This window comes from Dietzia sp. IBK-p2-15D, assembly GCF_057773105.1.
On sequence record NZ_JBYMTK010000052.1, the window covers coordinates 1 to 492 of the forward strand.

The following is a 492-nucleotide window of genomic DNA, read 5'->3' on the forward strand; positions in this document are numbered from 1 at the left end:
GGAAAAGGGCTTTCTCATCGCCGCGTACCATGCCGTGATAATGGAACTGATAAATCCAGCCTTTGCCCAGTCGAAAAGGCGTGGCAGTCAGCCCCAGCAGGCGTAAGTGGGGATTCACTTTGGTCAGGTGAGTGAGGATTTGCTGATACTGGCTCTCTTCATCGTCACCAATACGGTGGCATTCATCGACAATCAACAGCGAAAATTCACCCTGAAAGGCATCAAGATTACGGGCGACCGACTGCACGCTGCCAAATACCACTTTACCGTGGCTCTCTTTGCGCTTTAGCCCGGCGGCAAAAATATCGGCTTCCAGCCCCAGCGCCTGATATTTTGCATGGTTTTGTGCCACCAGTTCTTTAACGTGTGCCAGCACCAGCACGCGACCACGCGCCAGCCGCGCCAGTTCCGCTATCACCAGGCTTTTACCTGCACCGGTGGGCAGCACGATAACGGCAGGGGTTTTATGACGACGAAAATGGTTGAGCGTGG

General features: G+C 54.3%; 1 protein-coding gene. It reads right to left on the reverse strand.

Going from position 1 to position 492, the window contains the following annotated elements:
* On the reverse strand, nucleotides 1–492 hold a 492-nt coding region (locus AC3DEV_RS16810), incomplete at both ends, for a DEAD/DEAH box helicase (RefSeq protein ID WP_488372836.1).